The organism is Olivibacter ginsenosidimutans, from assembly GCF_039542865.1.
Taxonomy (GTDB): Bacteria; Bacteroidota; Bacteroidia; order Sphingobacteriales; family Sphingobacteriaceae; genus Olivibacter; species Olivibacter ginsenosidimutans.
Genome location: NZ_BAABIQ010000006.1, coordinates 147829 through 170440, shown reverse-complemented (window position 1 = coordinate 170440; position 22612 = coordinate 147829). Strand labels below are relative to the sequence as shown.

At 40.7% G+C, this 22612-nt stretch carries 16 protein-coding genes; 3 read left to right on the top strand and 13 right to left on the bottom strand.

Going from position 1 to position 22612, the window contains the following annotated elements; all coding sequences use genetic code 11:
- Nucleotides 1-131: 131 nt before the first annotated feature.
- From ABD930_RS06800 to ABD930_RS06785, 4 genes are all read right to left on the bottom strand, one after another.
- Nucleotides 132-1478 carry an ankyrin repeat domain-containing protein gene (locus ABD930_RS06800; RefSeq protein WP_345230979.1) on the bottom strand — a complete coding sequence of 449 codons (1347 nt, stop codon included), beginning with the start codon at nucleotides 1476-1478 and terminating at the stop codon, nucleotides 132-134.
- A 25-nt stretch (nucleotides 1479-1503) separates the two neighbouring features.
- A complete protein-coding gene (locus ABD930_RS06795; protein ID WP_345230978.1) occupies nucleotides 1504-2700 on the bottom strand; it encodes an ankyrin repeat domain-containing protein in 1197 nt (398 codons plus the stop codon).
- A gap of 131 nt (nucleotides 2701-2831) precedes the next feature.
- Nucleotides 2832-3437 carry a zinc ribbon domain-containing protein gene (locus ABD930_RS06790; protein ID WP_345230977.1) on the bottom strand — a complete coding sequence of 202 codons (606 nt, stop codon included), beginning with the start codon at nucleotides 3435-3437 and terminating at the stop codon, nucleotides 2832-2834.
- Nucleotides 3438-3452: 15 nt separating this feature from the next.
- Nucleotides 3453-3779, bottom strand: a complete 327-nt coding sequence (locus ABD930_RS06785) for a magnetosome magnetite crystal formation protein family (protein ID WP_345230976.1) — start codon at nucleotides 3777-3779, stop codon at nucleotides 3453-3455.
- Between the two features lie 319 nt (nucleotides 3780-4098).
- Between ABD930_RS06785 and ABD930_RS06780 the strand changes: the two genes are divergently transcribed.
- Both ABD930_RS06780 and ggpS read left to right on the top strand, forming a co-directional pair.
- On the top strand, nucleotides 4099-5148 hold the full coding sequence (locus ABD930_RS06780; RefSeq protein WP_345230975.1) for an NAD(P)H-dependent glycerol-3-phosphate dehydrogenase: 1050 nt from the start codon (nucleotides 4099-4101) through the stop codon (nucleotides 5146-5148).
- A gap of 1 nt (nucleotide 5149) precedes the next feature.
- The gene (gene ggpS, locus ABD930_RS06775) at nucleotides 5150-7384 is read left to right on the top strand and encodes a glucosylglycerol-phosphate synthase (protein WP_345230974.1); all 2235 of its coding nucleotides are present in this window, start codon (nucleotides 5150-5152) and stop codon (nucleotides 7382-7384) included.
- 19 nt (nucleotides 7385-7403) lie between these two features.
- Here ggpS and ABD930_RS06770 read toward each other — a convergent pair whose 3' ends face one another.
- Complete coding sequence (locus ABD930_RS06770) at nucleotides 7404-7916, bottom strand: hypothetical protein (protein ID WP_345230973.1); 513 nt, start codon at nucleotides 7914-7916, stop codon at nucleotides 7404-7406.
- 507 nt (nucleotides 7917-8423) lie between these two features.
- Between ABD930_RS06770 and ABD930_RS06765 the strand changes: the two genes are divergently transcribed.
- Entirely contained in the window at nucleotides 8424-10781 is a 2358-nt protein-coding gene (locus ABD930_RS06765; RefSeq protein ID WP_345230972.1) for an ABC transporter permease, read from the top strand.
- Nucleotides 10782-10844: 63 nt separating this feature from the next.
- Here ABD930_RS06765 and ABD930_RS06760 read toward each other — a convergent pair whose 3' ends face one another.
- The 8 genes from ABD930_RS06760 to ABD930_RS06725 all read right to left on the bottom strand — a co-directional run bounded on the left by ABD930_RS06760 (nucleotide 10845) and on the right by ABD930_RS06725 (nucleotide 22612).
- On the bottom strand, nucleotides 10845-11771 hold the full coding sequence (locus tag ABD930_RS06760) for a sterol desaturase family protein (RefSeq protein WP_345230971.1): 927 nt from the start codon (nucleotides 11769-11771) through the stop codon (nucleotides 10845-10847).
- A 16-nt stretch (nucleotides 11772-11787) separates the two neighbouring features.
- The gene (locus ABD930_RS06755; RefSeq protein WP_345230970.1) at nucleotides 11788-11973 is read right to left on the bottom strand and encodes a hypothetical protein; all 186 of its coding nucleotides are present in this window, start codon (nucleotides 11971-11973) and stop codon (nucleotides 11788-11790) included.
- Between the two features lie 118 nt (nucleotides 11974-12091).
- A complete protein-coding gene (locus ABD930_RS06750) occupies nucleotides 12092-12793 on the bottom strand; it encodes a thioredoxin domain-containing protein (protein ID WP_345230969.1) in 702 nt (233 codons plus the stop codon).
- Between the two features lie 27 nt (nucleotides 12794-12820).
- Complete coding sequence (locus ABD930_RS06745) at nucleotides 12821-14653, bottom strand: arylsulfatase (protein ID WP_345230968.1); 1833 nt, start codon at nucleotides 14651-14653, stop codon at nucleotides 12821-12823.
- A 76-nt stretch (nucleotides 14654-14729) separates the two neighbouring features.
- Entirely contained in the window at nucleotides 14730-16355 is a 1626-nt protein-coding gene (locus ABD930_RS06740; protein WP_345230967.1) for an arylsulfatase, read from the bottom strand.
- A gap of 31 nt (nucleotides 16356-16386) precedes the next feature.
- On the bottom strand, nucleotides 16387-17961 hold the full coding sequence (locus ABD930_RS06735) for a RagB/SusD family nutrient uptake outer membrane protein (RefSeq protein ID WP_345230966.1): 1575 nt from the start codon (nucleotides 17959-17961) through the stop codon (nucleotides 16387-16389).
- Between the two features lie 16 nt (nucleotides 17962-17977).
- Complete coding sequence (locus ABD930_RS06730; protein WP_345230965.1) at nucleotides 17978-21022, bottom strand: SusC/RagA family TonB-linked outer membrane protein; 3045 nt, start codon at nucleotides 21020-21022, stop codon at nucleotides 17978-17980.
- Nucleotides 21023-21472: 450 nt separating this feature from the next.
- Nucleotides 21473-22612: an adenylosuccinate synthetase gene (locus ABD930_RS06725; protein ID WP_345230963.1), complete on the bottom strand. Its 1140-nt coding sequence runs from the start codon at nucleotides 22610-22612 to the stop codon at nucleotides 21473-21475.

Below are 22612 nucleotides of genomic sequence, written 5' to 3'. Positions count from 1 at the left end.
TAATATCCATTTTCACAAGCCAGATGCCTGCTGGCTTACCATCCTAATGCCTTACAATAGTATTAAATATTTTGCAAATGCTCAAAATAAGTTTTAACGTTTATCTTTTTAAGAAAAAAAGCGACAAATGTTTACGATTTTAGCACTTTTGCTTTTTCGGCATCAAATTCTCCTTGGCTGATGATACCAGCATCCAACAATTCTTTAAGATCAAACAATGCCTGTTTTTTCTGCGCCATATCCATCCCTTGTTGTACCTCTGGCTTAACAGGTTGTCCTGCCTTTACTGGTCCGTCACTGATATCATTCGTTTTAGCGCCATAATCAATTAGCAGCGCTGTAATCTCGTTAAAGCCTTGCATGTTAGCATAGTCGATCGGTTTCTGTTCGAGTACATTGGCCACGTCTGTAGTTGCACCATGCGACAAAAGGTAACGAAGAACATCTTTTTTCCCATAAGCTGCTGCATAGTGTAACGCCGTATTGCCGGAGGCGTCTTGTTTATCAATGGAGGCGCCCGCGTCAAGTAATTGCTTCACCAGAGAAAGGTAGCCCATTTTCGTTGCCGTTTGTAACAAAGTTTCACCCGCATAATGCGGTTCAAAACCAAGAATAAATGTTTGTCTACCCGTATGAGCGGTTAATTTTTCCAGGTATCGTCCATCTTTTCCATCAAAAGAATCGACCGGGCGAGCATAGTTTGGCGATAGCCCTTTTTCCAAAAATAAAGCAAGTAATTCTTTTTGATTACTATTACATACGTACCAGATTGGTGAAATACCTTCAGCTGATTCGGCAAAGATATCGCTTCCTTGCTCTACCAATTTCTGTGCAATAATCCGGTTACCAGTCATTACCGCCAACAATAACGGTCCCTCGCTCTGATCATTGAGTAAATTGACTGCCGCACCATGATCTAACAAGGTATTAACAATCGGTACTGATCCTGAAGAAATCGCCAAATTCAAGGATGTATTTCCAGCTTTATCAGTAATATCCACGTCTGCTCCTTGTTGTACCAATAATTGCACTACTGGAGGGTATTTGTATTGCACGGCTAATAATAAAGGTGATACCGCATCATTATTCAAGGCATTTACATCTAAACCTTCAGCAAGCAACTTTTCTACCATATCCTGTTGTCCGGTACGAGCTGCGATATGAAGTAAACTATTCCCTTTAAAGTCATTGATATGTATATTTGCCCCATGTTCAAGTAGGCAATTGGCTGTTTGTTTCTGCTTTTGTAACAAAGCAAAAAACAAGGGCGTTTCTCCATGATGATCCTCATAATCAACGGATGCCCCTGCGGCAAGCAGTTTCTTTACCAAATCCAAGTAACCCCTATGGGCAGCGTAATGCAATGCTGTACGCCCATACTCGTCGGTATAGGATACATCAACCTGATCCTTTTCTAATAAAATTTCAGCAATCTTGCGTTTTCCTCCTTCGCAAGCAACGATAAATGATTGAGACATAAATAATTAATTTATTTCAGTACGTTTATTGCTTCAATAGCCACTCCACTGTTTTAACCTTCAGGTTATCGGCCATAGCATAATCAACTGCTTTCTTATCCTCTGTGTTTTCTATTTGGGGATTTATCCCCTGTTGAATGAGGTATTTTACTTTCCTATATAAGTCACGGGCTTTGTTCTCGTCATAATTAAGTTCTACCTGACACACTTTGTGTAAGAGCGTATTCCCTAGGTTATCGCGATAATCTACATCCAGATACCCTCTTTCCATCACATTTTCCAACAAAGCTGCTGATCGCTCGGCCAACCAATCTACACCAGTTTTTTCACGTTGATACCAAAGCGAAGCTTCCTTTAAATCTGCACCATGTTCTAATAATAAATTCACAATCTTTACGTTTTGTTCACTATCGTTATAGATCATCCTAAGAAAAGCATTCAATAGGTTTTCACCCTGTTTGGTTTGCCTGTGGAAATCAGGGGTAGCATCATGTAACAGTTTTTCCAATAACGTAGCATTAAATTGTCGCGCAACTGCATAGTAAAAAACAGTTTCTCCGTTCCAATCTGCCAAATTCGGATCGGCTCCTGCTTGCAGCAACTTCTCTACCGCTTCTATCTTTACCGTATCGACAGCTACGTGTAAAGGTGTTTTCTGTTCAACATTGGCTGCATTGGGATCAACCCCTTCAGCTAGCAACCAATCTATCAGTTCACAAATACGTTGTGGATCCTGCATACGTAAATTGCAAACCTTGAAAAGCAATGTTTGTCCATATTGATCCGTACGATGCAAATCGGCTCCTGCATCAACAATGGTCTTTAAAATTGACACAGGTGCTTTTACCGTTAAGGCATGCTCTAATAAGGTAACAGAAGCTACTTCTTCATCAATATCATCAATTTGCGTCAGATAACCACGCAACCAATCTAAGTAGTCTGTTAACGCGTCTTCTGCTAAAACTTGAGGCCTTACCAATACATCAATAACCGCTGTATCCAAACGATCATAATCATAAAGATCTGTAGACAGTATACCTTTCTGTATAAATTGATTCAAGATTTCGTAATGGTTGTGCCGGATCAACTGGCTTACCGTATTTTTTAATGTATAGTCTTGGAAGTCCACTTTTCCTGAGGCTTGCTTCAGGATATCTCCCATGGTTTCGATGTCTCCTTTACTCGCAGCATTAGCGATCAATATTAATTCTTCATTCGTCATTAGTAACCAAGTTATGCTCAAGAAAAATAGCTTGAGGTAATTCATTCAAAACTAGAACGTATATACGTTATATTTATTTGGTAAACTGCAAGTAATTACATGCTAAACTAAAGTTCCCATGCCAGTGAGGGTTACTTGTCTCGTTTAATTTGGACGATATAGTTTTCGTTCAGCAATCGCTCTAATTCAAACTTAGGCCAAAAATACAAGCTATCTTCATAATCATTTGCATAATGATTTCGAAGCTTACTTAAGTCGGCCGCCGCATCGACCTCATAATTATTCATACGAAACCCCAAAGAATCAGGTTCAATTTTACTTAATACGCACAACGTATAATGCCCATTAGCTAATTTTATGCCATAAACGTCACCAACTTCTGGATCTTGCATAAATGTTTTTGTCTGTTTTTTTTCATAACTCTCGGCAATACCTGCAAAGGCCAAGCAGGCTACAATAAGACCAATACCACTAAAATGCCACAAACGCAAGCGAGGCCTTTCCGTTTTTGCCTGAATCGCCAGATCGGCTGGCATTTCCTCTTTAGAAAGTACTTGTCGGCAATGGGCACAATAACTCATCACCTTTCTGCTATAGGGGAATACTGGAATCCAGAAAATATGGAAATAACGCACATAGCCATGAAACCCGACACTATGTTCCGAGCCACAATAAACGCAATTTGCTTTCGGTTCGCTGGTGTTTACCAAGCTGCCCCGTGTTCCAAAAATAATCATCGCTTCCTTATTACGTTATAGATTAAACTTCCCTTCTACCCACTTACCAATAACTGGTACAGGGCGTTGTGTCTCATTAGCTGCAGTGATAATTCCCAATAACATAAATACGAATGGAATTAAGGAGACCAGGTACAGCAATGTAGCTAATGACGGAACGATGCTAAGCAAAATAGCGCTAATGAAACTCAAAGCAACAGATAAAAGTACTATTCCCAATGATTGATTTAGATGGTAGCGAACAAAGGAACTCTTTTCTTTTCCATTACGATAAGAAAAATAGGCAATAGCCCATCCGATAATAGTAATGTAACCTACAATAGCCATGTTTCGATTTGTCATGATTCAAAAATTTAATTGTTCAACAACTGAAGGCAAAAGTAACGGTTTGCACCTCGCTTACCTGAGCAAGTAAGTCTACAATAAAACTACAACATGGATAGACACTCGTCTACAATCTGTCTACCATTACTATACAATCAATTCATTTACAGCAAGTTGATACAAAAAACATCCGTACATGTATCTATAATCCATCGTATATATACGGTATTACTAGAAATCTACATTTCTTCGCAAAACACTTTTTTACAAATACTTAGCCACTATCAACAGAAGATATTTAACTAAAAGTTGGTATTTTTTCCAAAAAACAGTACCTTTGCAAACCAATCAGACCAAATTGTTAGACGGTCTAATTTCTATTTATCTAAAATCACTTATTTTGATTGAATTTGGTGTTTTTGGCGGTGGCAGTTGGGCTACTGCATTAGTAAAAATTTTAACGGATAATAAATTATTAGTTAACTGGTATATCAAAAGATCACTACAAGCACAAGCTATAGAAAAAACAGGTTATAATCCAGATTATTTAAATTTGGTGTCTTTAGACACACGCTATATTCGAACGCTATCGAATATACAACAAACTGCGCAACGTAGCAAGGCCTTACTTTTTGCGGTTCCCAGTGCGCAGCTCCCTACATTACTGGATCATTTCGAAAGCGATTGGATAACCGATAAAATCGTGATCAGTACGATTAAAGGGACGGTTGGTCCTTATTACGACATACCAACAGATGTTATCGCGACCTATTTTAGCGTGGACCATCAACAGCAAGCTATTCTTGCCGGTCCATGTCACGCCGAAGAGGTAGGTTTAGGCAAAAAGACTTATTTAACCATTGCTTCACCCAACGCCGAGATACAAGAATTGTTGAGCGCTTGCTTCAATACGAACTATATGCATGTACAATCTTGTCACGATATCAGGGGAGTCAGTTATGCTGCGATTTATAAGAATGTCGTGGGCATCGTTTGTGGGATGGCTAAAGGATTGCGTTACGGTGATAATTTTATAGCCGTATTGGTGGCTAATGCACTGCATGAAATGAGTAATATGCTTCAATCCATCGGTAGTGTACAGCCTATATTAAATTCTTCTTATGCGGGCGATTTACTGGTAACCGCTTACTCGGAGCACAGTCGTAACCGTACCTTTGGCGAATTAATTGGCAGAGGTTATAGTGTAGAAAAAGCCAAGCGATCCATGCAGATGGTAGCCGAAGGATATGGTGCAACACAAGGGCTTTATCAAACTGTCCAGCAGCTACCAGCAGATTTCCCCATATTACAAGCTGCTTATCGGGTATTGTTTAAACATATGCCTGCTTCTACCGAATTCAAATTATTAGAACAAAAACTAAAATAGTATGCTATTAGCAACCGACTTAGATGGAACTTTTCTTGGTGGTGAACTAAATAAACGAATGGAGCTCTATCAACTCATTAAAGAGGCCAAGGATTTTACATTGATCTTCGTTACGGGTCGTGGATTAGAAACAGTTATCCCGCTGCTTAATGATCCACTCATTCCAACACCCGACTATATCATTGCCGACGTAGGTGCCACCGTTGTCAATGGACATACATTAGATAAAATTGAACCCATCCAATCAGAGATAGAACGTAATTGGACTGAAGTATTTGATTTACGGCAACAATTAGCACAAATTGATGGCATTGAACCACAAGATGTTCCGCAACAACGAAGAAGTTCCTTTTTTTATTCGAAAGCAACAGATCTAAGTCAAGCGATGGCTGTAGCCAAACAAAAAAACCTAGATGTAATTACGTCACTAGATAAATATCTCGACTTTTTACCAAAAGGGGTGAACAAGGGTTCTACATTGCGTAAATTGGTAAACATCCTGACCACAGAAGACGATGAAGTACTCGTAGCAGGCGATACACTAAATGACTTAGCCATGTTCCAAATTGGCTGCAAAGGAGTAGCCGTTGGAGCATCTGAACAGGCCTTATTGGATGCCACTAAAGACATTTTAGGTGTATACCATGCACAAGAAGCAGGTGCTGGCGGTATTTTAGAAGCCATGCAACACTTAGATGCCTTTCAAAAACTGTTTTCAACACGCAAGACAACTAAAACAAAACGCCAAAAAGCAAAAAATCAATTGGTTATTGTTTACCATCGGCTACCCTACGAAAAAACCGTTATTAAAGGAAAGACGGTGCGCCATGCTCCTAAAAGTCCAAATGGCATCATTCCCTCTTTGCTTGGATTGTTTGAAACAGGCCGATCAGGTATTTGGATTGGTGAAGAAGCACAACAGAAAGACGAACAAGACGTCCCTAATCAACTCATCGATCAGGAGAAATATCCCAAACTTTGGAGCTCCACTATTTCATTATCCAAAAAGGACATTGATCAATTTTATAGAGTCTTTTCCAAAGAAGCTTTCTGGCCTACCATCTTTTCGTTTGTCGATAAAGCTAAATTTAATCATGAAGACTGGAGTCATTACTTATATATCAACAAGCGCTTTGCCGACCGTGTAGCGCGCGAAGCCGATCAGGGTGCCTTTGTTTGGATACATGAATATAACCTTTGGATGGTACCTGCTTTTCTTAAACCTATGCGGCCTGATCTCAAAATCGGTTTTTTCCACCACACAGCCTTTCCTGCAGCCGATGTGTTCAATATCCTACCTTGGCGACGTGAAATTGTTGGATCTTTACTATTGTGCGATTTTATAAGCTTCCATATCCCGCGTTATGTAGAAAACTTCATTGATGTATTACGCAGTCACGTACCCTTCCGCGTCATCAAATCGATCCAAGCAGCCAAGCAATTTCTTACCTACAGTTGTGCTTTGGGTGTAGAAAGTATGACAAAGATTATCGAGGTAGAAGGTCGTCGGATTAGGTTAGGTGCCCAACCTGTTGGTGTGAATATGGGAAGTATCACCCGCTCTTTAACAAGCGCGAAAGTAAAACCCAATATCCAACGCCTTCAAGAAGCTAAGCAGCGCAAAAACATTAAAACGGTTTTATCAGTAGAGCGTTTGGATTACGTTAAAGGACCACTGGAAAAGATCAATGCGTTTGGTGAGTTTTTAAAAGACTATCCCGAATATCGAGGCAAAGTAGAACTCATCAATATTTGCACACCGCCCTCTCAAGGTATGAAAATTTACGATCAAATCAGAGACGAACTTCATCAAGCTGTTGGCGAGATTAATGGTAAATACGCCACCATGGATTGGCTTCCCATTCAGTATTTCTATCGATCATTACCCTTTGACGATGTCGTTACCTATTATGCTATTAGCGATGTTGCCTGGATCACTCCGCTCCGCGACGGCTTGAATCTCGTTGCAAAAGAATATATCGCTACCAAAGGTCTGTTGGCTGATTTTGATGGTGCCTTGGTTCTTTCAGAATTTGCAGGAGCTTCCGTTGAGCTCCCTTACGCTATCTTGACCAATCCGTATGATCGCAAAAGTATGATTGAATCGTTATTAAAAGGATTGATGATGGATACACAAGAAAAGGAAATAAGGTTAAAACGTTCTTTTGAGGCCGTCTCGTATTATGATGTCGAATATTGGGGGCGAGACTTTGTGCAAGAACTAGAGAAATCCTGAAACATCTGGTAGCTTCGCTTTACATTTGTTCTACGACTACATGGCCACCATATTGCCTATCTACGATAAGCAATAAAAACGGTTGCATTTTCATAGTGCTACTACTACCCTCATCCTCTTCTGTATAACGAAGGATAATCTGCTGATTGCTTTGTTGTAAAGCTTCCACTGTTAACTTTATTCTTCTTTCAGCAGCGGGCAAGATAACGGCAATTGCATATTGTCGGGTAAAATCGATGGGTGTTGGTTTTCCATCTTTGCCCATTACAGTAGCCATACCAAATAATTTGTCAAAACTTTCTTGGGTAGTAATTTTCGGTGTCAACAACTTTGAAGGATCAAAATCATTGCGTACAAAATAATTCTTAGCAACGGTATAGGGTATGTCAATCACTTCATTTTTTGTTGTATCTGTTATGATCTTAGTATCTGTTTGTTCATTGGAACGATTTGTACAAGCGCTTACCGCCAGCACCATACTAAATAATGCACTAAATATCAACTTACCTGTTGGTATCATTACCTTTTTCATCAGCATTTTATTGTTCTGTTATTCATTTTTTTAAACGCACATGAGTAGCTTCACTACGTTTGACTTTGCGGCTATAATTCCTGTACACGTTTAATCTAGTACAAAAACAATACCATGGCCTCACCGACACAGATGCTGAATGTAAAAAAGCCTTCAACCGGGGAGATTGAAGGCTTTTAACTAACCAATTATAAACCTAAATTATGATGACACAAAGATAGTGTATTTAATACACATATACAAACTTTCTCCTTATTTATTTTGAACATGAGATACGTATGACAATAAGTTTAATTTATGAGCTACAATCGCGACAAGCTGTCAACTTCGATTTTTAAAGTGCTAAAGTGATACCTATTCTAAACTTTAACGCAATGTTCATTATCGTGCAATGAAATGTTCGTTTTCGAACACCCACACTTTTACATATAGCTTTTGTTGCACGCTGAACGCCTGTTCTTCCTGTGGCAGCATAATTGATCCCTATTTTTCCAAAGTCATAAAGGCATGTTTAAAAATTACCTCAAGACCGCTTGGCGCAACATTTGGAAAAACAAGTTTTTTACTTCTATCCACATTTTAGGACTAACTGTTGGCTTAGCCATAGGTACCCTTATTTTGATCTGGGTACAAGATGAGTTAACTTTCGACAGTTTTTATCCCAAATCAGCTCAGCTCTATAAATTAGAACTATTTGGAGGTACAGGTTATAGTAGGCAAATTTGGTCGGTCGACGTTGCTCCAATGGGGCCATTGGCCAAAGAGGCTTTCCCTGAAGTGATTGATCAGGCACGTATTACTTCTGCAGGAGAGTTTTCCCTTTACCGTTATGGCGATGAAGTATTTAACGGTGACCATGCGGTATTCGTAGATCCTGCTTTCTTTTCCATGTTCGATCTATCTATTGTTAACGGGAAATCAAGCAAACCTTTTATTGATGACCAATCCGTTGTATTAACCGAAAAGGCAGCACGAAAGTATTTTGGTAGAAGCAATGCGCTTGGAAAAATCATACTCGCTAATGACAGTATACCCTTAACCGTTAGTGCCGTTATTGCCAATTTCCAACCCAACTCCAGCTTCGATTACGAACTGATGTTACCCATGAGTTATCATATTAAAAGCGAGCGGCTAAAGGGACATGATATCATGAATGATTTCTCCACCTTCAATTATGAGCTTTATCTACAACTGAAACCGCAAACGTCTATCAGTAAGCTACGCCAACAATTGAATCAGCTCCATCTAGCACACAAAGCCGAAGACACCGATGTAGATTACCTGATACAACCTATAAGCGAGAATCATTTGTATCAAGCAGATGGTACCGATCGCGGCATGAAAACTGTAAAAATTTTTATAGCTATTGCGCTCGTTATTTTGCTCATTGCCTGCATCAACTATGTCAACCTTTCCACTGCCCGCGCCATGCTACGTGCAAAGGAAGTCAGCACCCGCAAAATCATTGGGGCAGGCAAGGGACAGTTGTTCATGCAGTTTATCCTAGAGACCGTATTGCTATTTTTGTTTGTCGCATTACTCGCTATTGTCCTCATGTCTGCACTCATGCCTATTTTTAATGAATTATCCGGCAAACAACTTGTTTTAGACTTTACCAACAAGCAGTTTTGGGGTATTTTTTTTACTGCAATAGGAGCTACACTCATCGCATCCAGCATCTACCCTGCCCTGCTATTATCTTCATTCGAACCTTTAAAGGCGCTGAAGGGTAAGATCTCTAATACCATTGGTGACTTACTTTTTCGAAAAATATTGGTTGTCATTCAATTCGTTTTTTCGATTGTACTGATTGCCAGCACGATATTGATTACTAAACAATTGCATTATATGCGCACAAAGGATCTGGGCTATAACAAAGACCAGGTATTAGGTATGGGTATGCACGATTTAGCGGTCCACTACGATGCCATAAAGGCCGAACTACTAAAGCAACCGGGCATCAGCGATGTTACCCGCTCTATGGGTAATATCCTTTGGTTAGGCAATATCACCGGCGATAATCATTGGGATGGTAAGCAATCAAACACTACTTTTATCCTTCATCCCGTTGCTGTAGACTATAATTTTCTTTCTTTTTATAAAATGAAATTGCAACAAGGAAAAAATTTCAGCGGTATGCCAAGCGACAGCAGTCATTTCATACTCAATGAAACCGCCATAAAGGAAGCTGGTATAAAAGAGCCTATAGGTAAGCGATTTAGGTTATGGGATAAAGAAGGGACAATCATTGGCGTAGTGAAAGACTTCCATTTCGAATCCATGAAAAACAAAATCAAGCCAGCTATTTTTTATTATGCCCCTGAAAAAGCCAACATTTTACAGATCAAAACCACATCAGTTCAAGCACAGCAAGCCATTAACGCCGCAGAAAGTCAGTTTAAAAAATATAATGCTTCCTATCCATTTTCCTATCTTTTTCTAGACGACATCTTTAATTATCTCTATCAAGGAGAATTGCATGAAGCCACTTTATTCAATTATTTTTCGGCCATTGCGATTTTTCTCTCTTGTTTAGGCCTATTGGGCTTGACGGTTTTTACCGCTCAGGCACGAACAAAGGAAATTGGTATCCGCAAAGTATTGGGAGCCAATACGCTTAATATCGTACAACTAATGGCAGCCGGCTTTTTACGTTTAGTTTTGATTGCTATCGCTATTGCCTTACCCATAGCATGGCTAGCCATGCATGCCTGGCTAGCGTCTTTTGCTTATCGTACTGAACTTAGCTTATGGATTTTTATAATGGCCGGCATTATCGCCATGCTGATTGCATTTTTAACAATCAGCCATCATTCCATTAAAGCAGCCATAACAAATCCTGTCAAAAGTTTAAGGAATGAATAAAATTCCACCCATAATGAAAAACTCAACTTACGATTTGCTGCTCGTTTTTGAACGTGGACAGCTTCATTCCAATACCGGCTTCAAATTTGTCACGTGTTCTTCCACCACGGGTTCGACCTTTTTAATATCTTCTCTAACCATTGGACCATCAGCTGCCAGCTCGCTTCCCTTTATCTTCGATTTTAAAATCGGCCAAAGCAATTGCGCATACCATTCATCGCCTTCATAATGTGAAATACCATAACTTTTAGGGTATTGCCGTGTAATATGGGCCGTTCCAAAAATTACATCCCATAAAAAGAACATATTACCAAAATTGCCCTTATAGTAACCCACTCCGTCGTCTGTTGTGTCGGCATGATGGGCATGATGTGTAGCAGGGGTAGAAATGGTTCGTTCCAAAATCCAAGCAAGTGGATGCAACCACTTCTTTTGGTACAAAGGTTTATCCCATTTGATACTAGAATGTGCCAATTTGGTAATCAGGGATTTAATTCCCGTTGCAAATAACGCAGGATATCCAAGTCCAAGATAAACCAAAAACGAGGTCAGGTATATCTGGGAAAAGAACATGGTATAAATTAAGTTTTGCCGTGAAGCCATAGCCATGCCCATATATGATGCCGAGTGATGCGTACGGTGAAAACGCCATAGCCACGGAATCTCATGATGCAAACGATGATACCAGTACTGTGTCAGATCATCATAAACACAAATGATGATAAAACCCCAAAAAAACGGCACCCAACTCAATACGTCTTTCCCATCCGGTAAAATGTGGGGTAAAAATTTTAAACTAAAATAGGCAACCAAAGGTCTTATAACCAATCTTGGAAGCGCGTAACAAGCTAAATCCAATAATTTTTCATTACGGTTCCATTTTTTACCATAAAGCCCTAAAGAGAACTCGGCAATACCAAGAATAAGTGTCAGTGCAGATAAACCCCAAGTGTTGAGGTTTTTGAAAATTGCTTCAATAAACAGTATCATAAAAAACGTTTTTTAATTATTTCATCCAAGGTTTCTGACCCGTGATCCAAAAATAGAGGAACATCAGTAATACGGGCAAAGCATAAATCAATAAGCTAAGCAACACGTTTCTGACTATCCGATCTTTTACTTCTTTTTCCATTTTCATAAATAATTCAATAAGGGTATTAGACAGCAAAACCACCACAGGTGCTATGCCCATAATTTTTGTAAAATAAGCACGCCGAATAGTATAATGATGGCGGGAATAAGCGCCACAATAATTCCTACTAAAATTTTCTTCGCTAATAAAATAATATCCTTTAACGTCAGCATAGCTATTATTGATATTTACTCACCTGAGCGAGAATTTCTTCTTTTGAACTGATTCCCCGTTTCTTCCAAACGACATTTTGTCCCTTATATAAGATGAGTGTTGGTAGCCCTTCCACAGCTAGTTGCTGCGTTAGTTGTTTGTTGTCATAAGCTTCAATATTGACTAACTTTAAACGCTCCTGATGGGTGTTAGCCACCTCCTCTACGACGGGCTTCAATTTCTTGCATCCCCCGCAATAACGCGAACTCACATCCACCAACACCAATTTATCCGATATAATCTGATGATTAAATTCGGACAGTGTTAAGCCTTCACCCACAGTCGATTCTACGGGATGACCTAGACCGATCCATTTGCTTAATCCCCCTGGAAACTCATACACATTTTTGAAGCCCAGTTTAGTTAAATGATTAGCCAATATGCCGCTTCTTCCATTTCCAATGGAATAGACAAACACGGGTTTATTTTTACTGAGATGCGCTGTTATGCGTTGAAATTCTTTTTCATCAGGCACACTCTGGGCACATTTTATGTGATTCTGTTGGTATTCTTCTTCCGATCGAGCATCTAAAATCTGCGCATGAGCCCCCGCCGCTTTTAGTTTCTCTTCGAACACCTTGAAAGGTAACTGCTGTTTTGGTGTTTCCTGGCTCATTACAACCTTAACAGCAAGGGTCAATATCAGCATAACAGTTAGTTGTTTCATATTACGTCATATTTTAATATATAATCTTTATTTAGTTGCATTTTGTCGATGATCCGCTACGTCATCCCAGTTAATCAGTGGGTAGAGGTTATTCTTTCTGGCTTCTTCGTCAAACAGTTGTTTGAGTTCTTCAAGCTTTTCTGGATATTTTTTAGCCAAGTTATGCTGTTCATTAAAATCTTCGTTTAGGTTAAACAACTGCCAGTCAATATGATTTGGGTCATCGAAACTGACATTGCGTTGATTAGCTCCTTTATTATCATCAATTTTAAAGGCTAAACTTGCTTTCCAACCATCTTTGTAAATTGATCTAGAACCGTAGATGTAATAATACTGTGTCGTATGCCTTGAAGGAGCGTTTTTATCATTAAAGGAGTACAATAAAGATGTCCCTTGTATGGTGTCCTGTTTAATTCCCCGGATATCCGTCGGTGCTTGAAGTCCCAAAAACTCCAACGTAGTGGGCAGCAAGTCAATCACGTGGCCATATTGCTGACGGATGCCACCTTTTTCCTGAATACCTTTGGGGTAAAACACAATTAAAGGATTCCGTGTACCACCTTCAGCATGCGCATCTTGTTTCCAGTATTTAAACGGTGTATTAGCAGCTTGTGCCCAACCTAGGGGGTAATTCCCATTACTTGCCTCCGGCGTACCGATCACGTCAAAATTTTGTAAATGTGCCTTAACGGTTTCCTCCGCTGATTGCGGCTTTCCAGCTGCATTATTATTTCTTTTGATAGTTCCATAGAAAGTACCTTCTTTACTGGCTCCATTATCTCCTATTACCAATAATATCAAGGTATTATCGAACTGGCCAATTTCCTTTAGATGCTGGATTAGACGATTGATCTCGTAATCCGTATACGTTAAATAACCTGCATATACCTCAAAAAAGCGGGCGTATACTTTCTTTTCGTCTGCAGACAATTTATCCCAAGCCTTTATATACGGATTACGAGGAGGCAATGTTGCATTGGCTGGTATAATTCCGGCAGCTTTCTGCCTTTTAAAAACTTCTTCGCGGTATACATCCCATCCTTTCTCAAACTTTCCTTTATACAGATCTCGCCATTTTTGCTCAAGTTGATGTGGCGAATGAGTTGCTGCCGGAGCGTAGTACAAGAAGAAGGGTTTGTTTGGGGTAGCCTTTTTCTGACGATCGATGAAGCTAATTGCTTTGTCGGTAATCTGCGCGCTCAAATGCCTACCGTCAGTTTGCACATGAGCATTATCTTCTACCAAGTCAGGCTTATATTGATCGGTTGCCGAGCCCAAGAAACCAAAGAAGTGATCGAAACCTTTACCCAATGGCCAACGATCAAACGGGCCGCCATCAGTAGCATCCTGATCCGGGGTTAAGCCATATTTGCCAACAGCAAACGTATTATAGCCATATTCCCGCAAAATTTCAGCGATGGTTCCCTTATCGGAGGGTATCCTGCCATCCCAACCAGGAAAACCAAAAGATGCCCATTTATGTGAGAATCCGGCCTCATGTACCCTACTGGAATTTCTTCCCGTCAGTAACGCTGCACGTGTAGGGGCACAAATCGCTGTTGTGTGGAAGTTAGTATACCGCAATCCATTATTTGCCAGACTATCGAATGTTGGTGTGGGGATAAGTCCACCAAAAGCACTACTCGCTCCAAAGCCAACATCATCCAATAAAATCCATACCACGTTAGGTGCATCCTTTGGAGCCCTGATGGGATCTGTCCATACTTCTTTAGAATCGCTATACTCCTTACCGATAACACCTTTAAAAGGCTGTTGCTGTTGCGTGATATTTTGTGCATGCACTGTTGCTGATATGGCAGAAAGTGCCAAAAACCAGGTTGTCTTATAAAAAATTTTCATCGTACCTTAATTACTTGTTTATTATCTAATTTGATAGGTATTACGCATAAAGGCCCATTTCACCTAAACCTTCTCTTTATTTTCCAATGGCAACTTCCGCTTTCGCTTTTTCATAGTTATAAAACCATTTGACCTGTCTGGGATAGGGTTCCGCCCCTACTTGCTGATACCACGTATCATACAAGCTCTTTAGCCGTTCTGCCACTTTAGGGTTTTCACCGATTACATTGTGCAATTCTGTCCGATCTGTTTCTAAGTTATACAATTGCCAGTTTTCCGTCCGTTCGGCTACCAATTTCCATTTTCCATCCAATACTGCTCTGTTGCCTTCATGTTCCCAAAAGATTGGCCGTTGCCTATGTAATGGTTTACCCACAAAAAGCGGTGTGAAGCTCGTTCCTACTGTCGGTATAATGGATTGTCCACGATATGTTGTCGGGTATGTTGCTCCAGCCAGGTCTACTAAGGTGGCCAGTATATCCGTCACATGGGCAGGTTGGCGTTCAAAAGATCCATTACGTGATTGGGGAATACCTTTTGGCCAGGAAACAATCGTTGGTGATGCAATGCCTCCTTCATGTGTATGATGCTTATACGACCAAAACGGCGTACATGCAGCTTCCGCCCATCCCTCACCGAGGAATACGGTCGACTGCACCGATCCAGGATGTTCACCTTCATATTTACCTTCGGCTCCCGGTTCAGCATTTCCGCCGTTATCCGAGACAAAAAGAATAACGGTATTATCAAAAACACCACGTTTCTTAAGCCCAGTTATCAAATCACCGACACTTTTGTCAAGGTGCGAAATAACAGCAGCATAAATGGCCATTACATCATCATATCGCTTTTTATCTTGTTCGCTTAAGCTATCCCAATTGGGGACGTTAGGATTAATAGGAGGCAAATGCCATGAAGAATCGATCAAACCAAGTGCTATTTGCTTCTTATATCTTGCTTCCCGAAGTTTGGCCCATCCCGCACGATATTTCCCCCGGAATTTTGCAATTTCCTCTTCGGGCGCCTGCAAAGGAAAATGGGGAGCGTTATGCGCTAAGTAAAGCAGAAAAGGCTTTTTTTCTGTTATGGCTTCATCGATAAATTTCAGTCCAAAATCTGTCCACAAATCAGTTGTATACCAGTTCTTCGGCAATTTATCCGAATCCTTACGGATTTCCTCGCCATTTAAAAAAACCCGCGCATTTTTTGCGTCTTTATAATAAAACCCTCCAGCAGGTGCATTTAACGACCGATCGAAACCTCTTTTCCAAGGCACTACACCTGCCTGTTGACCAACATGCCATTTTCCCGTCATCACCGTGAAGTAACCCGCATCTTTTAAGACTTCCGCTATTGTAACCGTATGGTCATTCAAATGCCCTCTGTAAGCTGGATGATTTTCACCCTTATCTTCCATCATATGTCCTATTCCTGCCTGATGAGCATAAACACCAGTCAATAAGGACGCACGGGTAGGACAACACCTGGCGGTATTATAAAAATTCGTTAGCCGTACACCATGTGCCGCAAGGGCATCCAAATTTGGTGTAGGAATTTCACTGCCGAAACACCCTATATCGGCATATCCCAAATCATCTGCCAATATGACGACGATATTTGGTCTTTGTTGCTGTGCCCTCACGTTAGACCAGACCAAAGTGGACATCAGCAACAACCCCATAGATAACATCTTTTTTTTCATCTGTATATTCGTTAATAACTATTTCTTTTCATCAATATCCTGGATTTTGTGTTAACAAGGCATTATTATCTAACTCTGATTGCGGAATAGGATACAATGCATGTTTCTCTGCTGCATTCGTTTTTCCCACTTTATGCAAGCTTTTCACAAATATGCCAGCACCCGAGGCATCTTTTTCACGAATCAAATCAAACCAACGCTGGTATTCATATACGAGCTCTAAACGGCGTTCCAAGTACACGGCTTCACGAAACTCGTCTTTTGTAAGGCCTGAGCTGAGTTTAGGTAAGCCTGCCCTTTCTCTTACCCGGTTAATAGACTGGTACGCTTTTGCAGTGGGGCCATGCAACTCATTTTCTGCTTCTGCATGGATAAGTAGCAGTTCTGCATAGCGAATAATGGGCACATTGGCAGCAGATTCACTAGTCACAGCAGTTGAATTCGGGTCCCACCATTTATTAAAGAAAGGCGTCGAATCGCCTGAAACCGCCGGATTATTCAGCGCTAGGCCATATGATTTACCGTTAGTCGGACTCACATAATGGGTCACAAATGTTACATCTCTACGTTTATCCAATGAATGATATAACTTGTATATACTAAAGAAGTTATCGTTCCCTTCTTTGTAGTAACGAACCATATGAGCATAATTCCCTCGAAGTCCGGGTATACCACTCAATATGGCTCGGGGGCTTTCATTGTTACCTTGATTTAACGAATTGGATTTGAACTGCGCAGAAAAAATATGTTCTTCATTATTTTTATAATCTGGAAGAAATACCTCTGCATAATTATCCCGAAGATGATAAGCATATTGACCGGTGCCACCATCCTGCGGAGAAAGCACTTCTTCTGCCCATTGAACCGCATCAGCATAATGTTGCTCCAAGCGAAGGGGAAGGGAAGCTTCTGTAAGATATACCTTCGCCAACAACGCCTTCGCCGCACCCGACGTTGCTCTTCCTACATCCGGGGCACTATAATTCGCAGGCAGTACCTCAGCAGCTTCCTTCAAATCCTGTTCAATCTGTGCATATACTTCTGCAGAAGACGATCGCTCGATCGCATAATCAGTAGCATTTACATACTTTTGGTAAGTAGTCACCAATGGAACATCGCCATATAAACGTACCAGATTGAAATAATACAATGCCCTTAAAAATTTAGCCTCGGCCAGTAGGCGATTCTTTAGATTTTCATCGAAATCAATTTGCGGTACCTTCTCTAATGCCACGTTAGCTCGCTTAATGGCGGCATAATGTTGTTGCCAAATTTCATATATCCGTAAATTGGTAGATGAATGTGCCAATACTGACAAAGACCGTACATCAGGATTGGTTGCTCCCGGACCCGGATCTTCATCGTCATCGGCCATATTCATTCCTGTATTAAACAACGTATTATAAGGGGTTTGTACGGAAGTTCCACCAGAATTCAACATAAAATACACTGCATTAATTGCATTTAGTGCATCATCTTGTGTGTTATAAAATTGATCTTCCGATATCGTTGATGCCGGCTTTTCTTCCAGAAACTTCTTGCAGGAAGTTAATCCTGCAATGAACGTTAGCAAGAAAATCGATAGAAGCTTATGGTATCGTGTCATGTTCGTAGTACTTAAATTATAGGGTGAGAGAAACGCCAAGCTGAAATGATTTGTTATTTGGGTAAATGCCATTGTCAATCCCTTTATTGATAAGCGCCTGTTCCGCTGAGCTTACCTCCGGGTCAAAGCCTGTATAGTCGGTCCACGTCCACGCATTTTGTGCGGAAACATAAATACGCAAGGAATCAAAACCCGATTTACCAAATACTCGTTTTGGAATGGTATAACCGAGGGATACGTTTTTCAAACGGATGTAGGAAGCACTTTCAATAAAACGATCCGAAATGGTAATGGCTGGATCCTGAAAAGCAGCTTTAACGTCCGTATCGGTATTCGTAGGTGTCCAACGGTTTAATAGCACTTTAGACGCGTTCACGTAGCCGGTTCCTAATTCTAAATTGGCACGATTGGCGTTATACAATTTGCCGCCAAAAGAGCTTTGAAAGAAAACGGACAGGTCAAAACCCTTATAACTGAAATTATTTGTTAAGCCCACATTAACACCTGGTTGATTAGCGATCACAATGCGGTCTCCTGCCTGGGTAATTTCACCGTCACCATTTAAATCTTTATACTTTTGTCCACCTGGATTCTTATTTTGTTGTGGCGTTAATGGGGTATCCCCTTCCTGAATAATCCCGTCTGTTTGGTACACGATAAATGATCCCAAAGGATAACCTACCTTAGCAATTGAAGGCTGGGAAATAGACGGAATAATTTGGTCGACACCGGCTCCGAGATCTAGGATCTTATTGGTATTTTTCGAAAAAATGGCTGTTGTTTTCCAACCGAAGTTCCCTATTAAGTTATTCGAATTAATGTAGAGTTCTATCCCTTGGTTGGATACTGCACCTATATTTTGATAGATGGCAGAGGCTTGTCCACCACCAAAATCTGCCAAACCTGATGTTCCCGGAACCGTTCTGTCTAACAATAAATCCGTTGTTTTCTTATAATAATAATCAGCCACAACAGTAATGCGGTTATCCAGCAAACCGAGATCAAAGCCTGTATCAAACTGGAACGTCTTTTCCCATCCTAAATCTGGATTCGGAACGGTAATCGGCGCAAACCCATGCACGGTGGTATTAGAGAAATTGTATCTAAAATAGTCGAGCTGTGATAGCGATTGATAGGACGGAATATTCTGATTACCCGTAAGTCCGGCACTTAACCTGAACTTCAGCTGACTAATCGATCGAACGTCTTTAAAGAACGACTCGTTACTGATATTCCAGCCAAAAGCAGCCGAAGGGAAATAACCCCATTTATTGCCCGCCCCGAATTTGGAGGAACCATCCGAACGGATAGTCAGCGTAACCAGATAGCGATCATCATAAGCATAATTAAGCCTTCCAAGGTATGAAGCCAACGACCATTCGTTGGCCACAGAGCTAGGCGTTCTGTTCGTAATACCCGTACCTAAATCATTAAACGAAAGCGCATCGGTGGCAAAGCCTGCTGCCTCAGCCACGGCCCCTTCACTGTTTGATTGCTGGGCTGTAAATCCTACAATTGCATTGATCCTATGTTTATCCTTAAAGGTTGTTTCGTAGCTTAAGGTATTTTCATTCAACCAATTAGATGTAAACAGGGACCCCACCTGAGCCAATCCACCTAAATCCAAGCCTTCGGCGGTTGTTTTAGGCAAATAACGATTTTGTTTATTATCGACGAGATCTATCCCCACCAAAACCTTAGCCTTTAAGCCTCTGATAATTTCATATTCGCCTGAGAAATTTGCCAAAAGCCGATTGGTTTTACTCTCATTCAGCTGATTATACAGGGAATTAATTGGGTTCTGCAAACTCGATTCGAAAGGACTATTGATCACAAAAGAACCGTCGTCCTGATAAATTGGAAGTGCAGGTGGTGTGAGCAATAAGTTACCCACTACAGCAGTAGGTGCAATATTCGCCTTTGATCGACTTCCAGATATATTACCTGTAATCTTAAATCGTTCGTTATAGTTATGGATAACATTGACCCGGCCCGATAAACGTTGAAAACCCGTGTTTTGTAAAATTCCATCCTGATCAAAGTAATTCCCCGATATGGCCAATCTCGTTTTTTCACCACCGGTAAGGATAGAAAGGTTGTGGTTTTGGATGGCTGCGTCCCTAAAAGCTGCCGCTTGCCAATCCGTTCCTACGCCACTGGTATCTAAATTATAACCAGAAACTGCGGGTAAGGAAGCTGATTTTCCAGAATTTGCTGCTGCATCTTTACGCAATTGCCACCATTCGGCAGCATTGAGCAAAGGAATCGTTTTCACCACCTCTTGAAAACCGTAATAAGCATCGTAGTTAACAGAAGACTGGTTGTTCTTGCCATTTTTCGTCGTGATAATCACCACTCCATTTGCTCCTCGAGAACCATAAATTGCCGTTGCCGATGCATCTTTCAAGACATCTATAGACTCAATATCTGAGGTATTAATTGTAGAAAGTGGATTGATTTTAGAGCCTGTATTCACACCAGCATCATTCAGCGAGTAGTCATTACTGATCGGGAAACCATCGATGACGTAAAGTGGGTCGCTACCCGCTGTGATGGAATTGCTTCCACGAATTTGCACACTCACCCCTCCGCCCGGCTGACCAGAAGTCTGTGTAACCACTGCTCCCGGAACAGAACCTTGTAAAAGACGCTCTGGAGAGGCTACTGGTTGGCTTTTCACTTCTGCAGGAACAGAAGCAATGGAGCCCGTCAAATCTCCTCTTTTTTGGGTACCATACCCAATCACCACGACATCTTCCAGTTGGTTAAAATCAGGTTCAAGACCTATCTCGATGGGCGATCCAGTAGCCACTACCTTATTTGTTTTATAACCGACGTAATTGATAATAAGTGTGTATGGAAACTTTTGTCCGGTAATAAACTTAAACTTCCCTTCAGCATCTGTGCTGGCTTTATGTGTTGTACCTTCAATGGCTACTGTTGCACCAGGTAACGGTTCTTTTGTGTGCGTATCGATAACCCTACCATCCAAAGTCGAGTTGATCAGCGGAACCGTTTGCTGGGCATCAGCCGCATATGGAGTAAGAAAAAAACATCCCATGAACAGGATAAGTAACTTGACGTTTACATCACGAAAAAAAAACGGATATACGCTAGTATTGAAAAAATCGACCATATTACATATCAATTAGGCATGACAAAACATTGCCTTTAAAAATTAAATAGGATAATAAAGATTGGGGATAAAATTTATAGGGGAATTAGCGCTGCCCTAACAACAGGAACAGGCCATATCATGTGTGATGCACATGTGGTCGGTTGGATAGACAGTAGATACGATTAGCATGCGTGTACCGGATATGCTACCGGAAAAAGGGCTGTAAGGAAATTTGAAATTCTTCATCTTTTATTTTAAATAAGAAAATATGTGTTAATTAAATCTACTAAAATACTATACTTTAATCATCACAAATGTAATCGGTTTTATTACACAGTGGTAAGAAGAATATTTTCCTATTAAAGTACGAAATACTTCCTTTTTTTGCATCTATTAGCGAATTGTCCGAATAGCTTCATTAGTACGCCCATAACTCCCCAACACGGCATCAAAGTCAATAGCTAGTTTGTCTAACAATACTTCGACAGAAAAGTCTGGCAATTGATCGAGGCATGTGAGCACCAATATACGTCGAATCGGGTATCCCTCATGGAATAAAGCGTCTGCATGAAGGGCATAACGCAGCAGTTCTTCATCTAATTTAGCTATTCTAAAATCGCCCTGAAACGCATTGGTTATATTGGTTTCTGTTTCGTTATTCACCAAAGCCGGTATCTCAGCAGTGCTCATGGGGCCATTGCCATGCCGGGTTTGGTAACAACGTGTAAGGTAATATACCTGAATATTATCCATCCTATCACGCTGAGTCTGACGTATAATATCCAACGCATTTTTAGTACTTGTATGACTCCAGGTTGTATGTGGGTAAATACCAAATTGTGTATCCAGCATAATTCCCTGACTTCCTTCAAAAACAATATAATCAAAATTGCGTTCCAGCGCATTGAAAGTCGACAAGGTGTAATAAACTTGTATTGTCAGGCAATGATCTATAAATAATTCCTCGTCATAAGCAGCCAGTTCCTCCATAAAAAGCTGCTGATCGTTTTTTTCAAATACAGCGGCTATACGCCCTTCGTAATAACGCCTGATACTGTTCAGCCTTTGACGGATCATCCATCTATTCATTAAATCCAAGGCATGGAAATGCACTTCCGCGCGATTTCTTTCTACGGTAGCGCCAAAACCAAGGCCACAGCTGCCATGATCTTGTTGTTTTTCTAAAAAGCGGTTATATAAAATATCATAAGGAGTGCTTACCATCGTTAGAGGATGGATGAAAAGGTGTGGACGGAAAGCCTGCAACTGTTCGCCTTCCAAATGAATACCCGGAGGAAAAATAGTGGTATGTTCACTGTAGTAAGTAGGTACACCCTGTAGGGTGCCTGAGCCAAAATTACTGAATGTATGTTCTATATCAGACTGTACAACTGTATGGCCAACTTGGTGCCCCCCGGAGAAGCGTACCACCAATTTACGATCAGCCGCAGATTTCTCTAGCAGATAATCCACCATATGTCCTTTTCCAGCATCACCAAAGCCGAGGTCAATAACCAAGTCGCAGTTTGCCAT